Source organism: Actinosynnema sp. NPDC059797 (assembly GCF_042732085.1).
GTDB lineage: Bacteria > Actinomycetota > Actinomycetes > Mycobacteriales > Pseudonocardiaceae > Actinosynnema.
In genome coordinates, this window is the sequence record NZ_JBHWIE010000394.1 from 1 (window position 1) to 6,197 (window position 6,197).

General features: G+C 71.9%; 6 protein-coding genes. 3 read left to right on the forward strand and 3 right to left on the reverse strand.

The genetic code is table 11. The features are described 5' to 3' along the window. From ACFV4N_RS38065 to ACFV4N_RS38075, 3 genes are all read right to left on the reverse strand, one after another. On the reverse strand, nt 1-883 hold an 883-nt coding region (locus ACFV4N_RS38065; protein ID WP_499677532.1), incomplete at its 3' end, for a hypothetical protein. Continuing rightward, nucleotides 880-1,887, reverse strand: coding sequence for a TRM11 family SAM-dependent methyltransferase (locus ACFV4N_RS38070; RefSeq protein WP_499677533.1), 1,008 nt, complete (start codon nt 1,885-1,887; stop codon nt 880-882). The genes ACFV4N_RS38070 and ACFV4N_RS38065, both read right to left, overlap by 4 nt. Beyond that, nucleotides 1,884-2,888, reverse strand: a complete 1,005-nt coding sequence (locus ACFV4N_RS38075) for a hypothetical protein (RefSeq protein WP_499677534.1) — start codon at nt 2,886-2,888, stop codon at nt 1,884-1,886. The genes ACFV4N_RS38070 and ACFV4N_RS38075 overlap by 4 nt, the downstream gene beginning before the upstream one ends. 516 nt (nt 2,889-3,404) lie before the next feature. Between ACFV4N_RS38075 and ACFV4N_RS38080 the strand changes: the two genes are divergently transcribed. The 3 genes from ACFV4N_RS38080 to ACFV4N_RS38090 form a co-directional block, all read left to right on the forward strand. Then, entirely contained in the window at nt 3,405-4,439 is a 1,035-nt protein-coding gene (locus tag ACFV4N_RS38080; RefSeq protein ID WP_499677535.1) for a hypothetical protein, read from the forward strand. An 83-nt stretch (nt 4,440-4,522) separates the two neighbouring features. Then, complete coding sequence (locus tag ACFV4N_RS38085) at nt 4,523-4,840, forward strand: pilin (RefSeq protein ID WP_499677536.1); 318 nt, start codon at nt 4,523-4,525, stop codon at nt 4,838-4,840. 308 nt (nt 4,841-5,148) lie between these two features. After that, nucleotides 5,149-6,197 (forward strand): TrbL/VirB6 family protein (locus tag ACFV4N_RS38090; protein ID WP_499677537.1); only part of this gene is annotated, 1,049 nt, incomplete at its 3' end.

Consider the following 6,197-nt stretch of genomic DNA (forward strand, 5'->3'; position numbering starts at 1 on the left):
AGGGTGAGCAGCCGTCGGGGTCGTCGTCTTCGGCGGCCGTTGTCTCGGTGGTCGCCAGGCGCAGGTGTCGTGTGGTCCTGACCGGTGTGTCGAGGTGGGCTTGGTCGAGCGGGACGCAGGAGCGGTGCAGGAAGTACTGGCCGCGCAGTTGTTGGCCTTGGCCGGTGGCGTGGGGGTAGCCGTGGCGGATGGCGCGGTCGAACTCGACGGCCTCCGCCCAGCCTTGCGGGTCGTTGTCCCGTACCCAGCGCCAGCCGGCGTTGCCGTGGAACGGGCACCCGACGCAGGCCGACTTCACCGTCTGCCCGAAGCCTCGTTCGGCGAGGAATGCCACGCACTGCGCCCGGTCGAAGCCGAGGTCGAGCAGGGGGAAGGTGTTGCGCAGGAACCGCAGGCCGGAGTCCTTGGCGCGGTCGATCTCGTCGGTGCTGATGCCGATGGCCTGTTCGGCGTACACGCCGCGCGGCACCCGGTGTGGGTGCGGGTAGCCCAGTAGTTCGCGTGCGGCCCGCTTGAGCGGGATGATCTTGTATTCGCTGGTGCACTGGCGACGGGCGAGGCCGCGTGTTCCGTCGGGGTTGAGGGTGTGCAGGGGCATGGAGACGAAGCGGTGCTCGGGGTCGAGGGCGTCGGTGCGGATGTTGCCGGCCGAGACCCGGCGCACCGGGATCCCGTTGTTCTCGGCGTGTGCGGTCAGGCGGTCGAGGTTGGTGTAGACGGCGCGGGGTTCCCAGCCGGTGTCGGCGAACAGGGCCATGTCGAAGCGCGGGATTTCGCCTTCGCAGGCCAGCAGCAGCACGGTGGTGCTCTGCACTCCGGCACCCAGGGACAGCAGCCGCAGGGTGGGCTCGGGGGCGAGTGCTGTTCGGTTCATCGTGGTCATGCCGCCCGGCTCCCTTGACCCGAGTCGCCGTTCGGGTCTGCCGTGGACCGCGATGCGCGGGCTTGTCCGAGGTCGGTCACATCCGCTGAGAATGCCTGAGTGGTTTGGTGGTCGGCGGTGCGGTGCGGGGTGGTGCGGAAGACGAGGACGTCCTCGTGGGCGATCAGGTGCAGTGGTAGTCCGGCTTCGCGTTGTTTGCGGATGAAGTCGCGTTGGAAGAACGACCCGCGGGTGACGAGGTCGGTGGTGGCGGCGCGGGCGAGCAGGGCGACGTTGCGTTCGACGGGGATGAGTCCGGCGGTGCGTCCGCAGGTCAGGATCTGGGAGGGCAGGTCGATCAGTTCGGCGTGTTCGCGCCAGGGTCGGATGGTGATGGCGATGTGTCCGCCGGGGCGCAGGTAGGTGCGCAGGGCGGCGAGGATGCGGGTGAAGCCGGCGAGCAGTCGGTGGTGGCCGATGTTGGCGAGGTTGCCGCGGTCGAGGGTGTTGCCGTAGAGGTGGTGGTACTTCTGCACTCCGGCGCCGGGTGCGGCTGCGACCTGTCCGTGGGTGGAGGGTCCGTAGGGCGGGGAGGTCACCACCAGCGCCGCCTGCCCGACGTACTCGTCCGGGAGCAGGGTGAGCAGTTGGCGGGCGTCGCCGTGGAATACCCGCGCGTCGTGGTCGACGCCGTGCTGTCGGGCGAGGTCGAGGTTGGCTTGCGCGACCTGCACCCAGTGGGGTTCGTACTCCACGCCGACGGCGCGGCGTCCGAGGCGGACGGCTTCGACGAGGGTGGTGCCGATGCCGCACATCGGGTCGAGCACCAGCTCGCCCGGCTCGGTGTAGTGGGCCACGGCGTGGCGGACGACCTCGGGCAGCATCTTGGCCGGGTGCGCCGTCGACTCGGGAACGTAGGTGTTCTTGCGCTGGGCGGCCGGGGATGCCTGTGCGGTGGTCCACACCGACACGGCGGAGGTCGACGTCCGGTCCTGGTGGGACCCGCTTGCGCTGCCGGTGTTCATCGGTGGTCTCCACGGTGCGGGGCGGTGTTGTCGGCCGGTGGTCGGTGGTCGTGCGGTTGGGCGAACACCAGGACGTCGGAGTGGATGCGTCGGTGCGATGCGGGCAGCTCTTGGCGGGTGTCGACGGGGTGGAAGCGGCCGTCGCGGAGGGGTGCGTGGACGGCGACGATGTGTTGGAGGTAGAGCAGGTCGGCGTTCTGCCCGGCGGTCACCGCGGCACCGGTCGGGTCGGTCAGCTCCCCCGCGCTCCAGTCACAGTGCGTGAGCACCACGAGGATGCCGCCGACGCGCAGCGCGCGGGCCGCGAACAGCGCGATGCGGTCGGCCGCGTGGTCGTCGTGGTGCTGCGGGGGCAGGCTGCCGATGACCAGGTCCGCGCTGTCGACGGTGTCCGGTTGGGCATTCGTCGCGGAGGCCTCGCCGGTGGCACGGAAGGTGCTCGGAGCGGTTGCGGGAGCCGGGTCGTGGTCGCCGACGCGGCCCGCCCGGAACGGTCGGGAGGTCGGGTCGGGCGCGGTCGTGCCGGCGGGGATGCGTGCGACGCGGGCGGCGCGGGCGAGGCGTTCGACGGTGTGCACGGCGTCGGCCAGTTCGGGGTCTGGGTCGCCGGCGGGTGTGTGGTCGACGGTGCCGTCGGGACCGGCCGGAACGAGTGCGCGGTCGCTGTCGTCCGGGTTCGGCGAGGCGAGTAGCACGACTCGTGCGGCGGGTCGGCTGAAGGAGGTGACGACCCGCTCCACGAGCGGTGCGGGCCAGGTGGTGTTCAGGTCGATGGCAGTCGGTCCGAGGGTCCAGACGGTCGCCGGGGTGGGGGTCGCGGACGGGCCGCGTGACCGTGAGCCGGTGGCGGGTTTGCCGGGGCTGACGCGGGTCGTGGTCGGGGCGGTGGGCCAGGCTCGGCGCTCCACCGGTCGGCGTCCGCCGGGGCGGGTGGGTCCGGGGTGGGTGGAGGCGGTGCGCCGTCGGGTCGAGCCGCGGTCGGAGTGGTCGGATCGGGTCACGGGTGTCCCCTTCACGAGGCGGGTGCGCCGGTGGGTGCGAGGCGCTGATGACACCCCTGAACTCCGAAATACGGGCCCTTGAGGGACACGCGGCCGCCAACTTTTTCCGATGTTTTTCCGGCCGGGCACGTCGCATCGGGGTTCGCGCGTCCGCGCAGATGAAAGACCAGTTCCGCGCAGGTGGGAAGACCTGATTTCCGACTCCGAGCCTGCAGTGCGGTGATACGTCGGCGATGCGTGCTCCCGAGGGTCCACAGCTGGCACCAAACTGGCACCGAACTGGTACGGCAGCCTCGTATGTGCAGCTAGGAGGGTATTACCGTGCTACTGGCACTGATCGCGCCCGTACGGTCTCGTTGATCTCCAGGCGTCGTCCGGATGGATCTTGAGGCGGGCGCTGAAGATCGTCGGTGCCTGTTCGGTACTAGTTCAGTACCAGTTTGGTCAGTGGTTGGCACTACCCCTTGTGACTTCCTGGCCGGGTCGTTGTTCCGACAGGATTCGGGGAGTCGTGTCATGAGTTCGCGCGAGGTTGTTCCGCGTTCGGGTTTCGGGCGCGATGACATGCCGTTGGACGCCGCCCGTTCGGCGTTCGAGTGGCTGGTTGCCGGGCCGTACCCGGTGGCTGTCGACGGTCGGTTGTTCGCCGGTTTCCCGGCGCGGCGGGTGCCGCTGGACGAGGTCCGGGACCGGTTGTTGAGCCGTCGTTGCCCGCAGGTCCTGCGGGACGCGGTGTGGGCGCACCTGGTGCTGCTGGCGCGCACCGAGGGCGGCGCCTGGACCGTGGGCGCGGTGGGTGTCGCGCTGCCCGCGCTGACCTCCATCGCCGCCAGGCTCTCGGCCAGGTTCGCCGGCGATCCGGGTGACATCCACGCCGCGTTGTTGGCCGGGTTCGTCGCCGAACTGGGCCAGGTGGACCTGCGGCGGCCGCGCATCATGTTGCGGCTGAGGTGGGCCGCCTACCGTGCCGGGCACGCGTGTCTGCGGGAGGCGTTGGACGCGCCGGTGCCCTCCGGTCACGGGTTCCGCTCGACGATGCCGCCGGCCCCGTGGGGGCATCCGGACTTCGTGCTCGCCCGCGCGGTCGCCGAACGCGCCATCACCGCCGTCGAGGCCGAGCTGATCGGCGCCACCCGTTTGGAAGGCGTGTCGTTGGCCGTCGCCGGAGCGGCGCGCGGCCTGTCCTACCAGGCGGCGAAGAAGGCGCGTCGTCGTGCCGAGCACCGCTTGGTCGCCTACCTGCGCGACGACGCCCCCGACACCGCGCACGCCGGTCCCCGCGAGCGTGATCTGGCGACCCGGGTGGCCGACGCGGTGCTCATCACCACCGCTGCCCAACAGGCGACCACCAGCGCGGCGTCGTCACCCGCTGTGACCGGCTTGGCGGAGGGATCGGCGAGGAAAGTCGAGGGTCGCGTGTCCCCTCGGGGCCGTTTTTCCGGAGTTCAGGAGTGCGGGAGGAGACCGGTTCCTCCGACCCGCGCCACGTCCTCGTCCCGGCCGTCGCAGCGGCGGTCGGACCCTACTCCGGGAGCGCCGCGATGTGCCTGATCTCGATGCCCGACCGTCCTTGCCGCGATCGCCGATCCCGTGACGGTCGAGCCGTCCGCGAGCCCGTGTTCCGCGGTCGCGGGGTGGCGTCGGTCGCGGGGGTGGTCGCGCTGGCCTTGGCCGCCTCCGGGGCGAGCGCGTACGCCGATCCGGTCGTGTTGGCGGTCGCGGGCAGCGTCGACGAGGTCCTGACCAACGTGCGCAACTGGCTGATGGGGGTGCTCGCCGCGCTGGCGACGGTGTTCCTGACCATCGGCGGCGTGCGTCGGGTGGTGGGCAGCGGTGACCCGGGCGAGCAGGAGAAGGCGCGGCAGGCGTTCCGGTCGGCGGGCATCGGCTACGCCCTGGCCGCGCTCGCCCCGCTGGTCGTGTCCGTGCTCCAGGGCATCGTGGGGGCCTGACCATGGCCATCACTCGGCGACGCCGTCTGGTGTGGGTGCTGTTCGCCGCGTTGCTGGGCGGCGCCCTGGTGCTGTGCGCGGCCGCGCAGACGTCCGCCTCTCCCCTGCCGCACCCTGCCCAACCGGTCGACCCGTGTGCCGGTCCCGGGCCTCGTCCGGTGCCGTGCGCACCGCCGACGACGGTGCCGCCGGCGACGTCGGCTCCGTGCCTCACCCCTGAGCCCGGCCGTCCTTCGCCTCCCGGGTGCCTGCCGCCTCCGACGACGACCTCGCCGCGACCGGCCGCCCCTCCGACGGGCACCACGCCGGTGAGCCCGTCGGGTTCGGAGTGCGGGATCCTCGACCCGGCCGCGTGCATCGGCGAAGGGGTCGCCGCGTTCCTGCACCTGCTGGTCGGCGAGTCGTTGAACGTGCTGTTGGGCTGGGTCGGCACCACCCTGCTGTCCACGCCGTCACCGGCGGAGCTACCCGGTGTCGGGGAGATCTGGGAGCAGTCTCGGCTGTTCGTCGTGGCGGTCTACTCGCTGCTGGTGATCCTGGCCGGGGTCGTGGTGATGGGCCACGAGACCGTGCAGACCCGCTACTCGATCCGGGAGATGGGGCCCAGGGTCGTGCTCGGGTTCGTGGCCGCCAACCTCAGCCTGGTGGTCGCCGAGCACGCCATCGGCCTGGCCAACGCCGCGACGGCGGCCGTGCTCGGTGACGGGACGGATCCGCAGACCTCAGGGCGGGCGATCACCGAGCTGTTCGTCGGCCTGGTGGCCGGCTCGCTGGTGTCGGGCGGTCTGTTCGCCGGGGCGCTGTCGGTGGTGCTCACCGTCCTGCTGGTCGCGCTGCTGGTCGGCTACGTGGTCCGGGTCGCGCTCACGGTGATCCTGCTGGCCGGGGCACCGTTGGCGGTGATGTGGCACGGCCTGCCGCAGACCGAGGGCGTGGCGCGCTGGTTCTGGCGCGCCGGTGCCGGGGTGTTGGGCATCCAGGTCGGGCAGAGCCTGGCGTTGATCTGCGCGGTGAAGGTGTTCCTGCGGCCCGGCGGCTTCCACTTCTCCGGCATGCCGACCACCGACGGGGTGGTCAACCTGATCGTGCTGATCGCCCTGGTGTGGATCCTGGTGAAGATCCCCGGCTGGGTGATGCGGCAGGTGCGGGTCGGCGGTGGGCACCGGTCGTTCGTCGGCGGGCTGGCGCACGCGCTGGTGGTGGGCAAGGTGATGGGGGCGCTGGCCGGGCGGGGCGCGGGTGCCCGCGCTCCGTCCGCCGTGGCGGGTGGTGGGGTTCGGGTGCCGCGCGGGCGTGACCCGGGGTGGCCCGCGCCGGTGCGGGAGGGGGGCGGGGTCGACGGTCCGCTGTCCGCCGA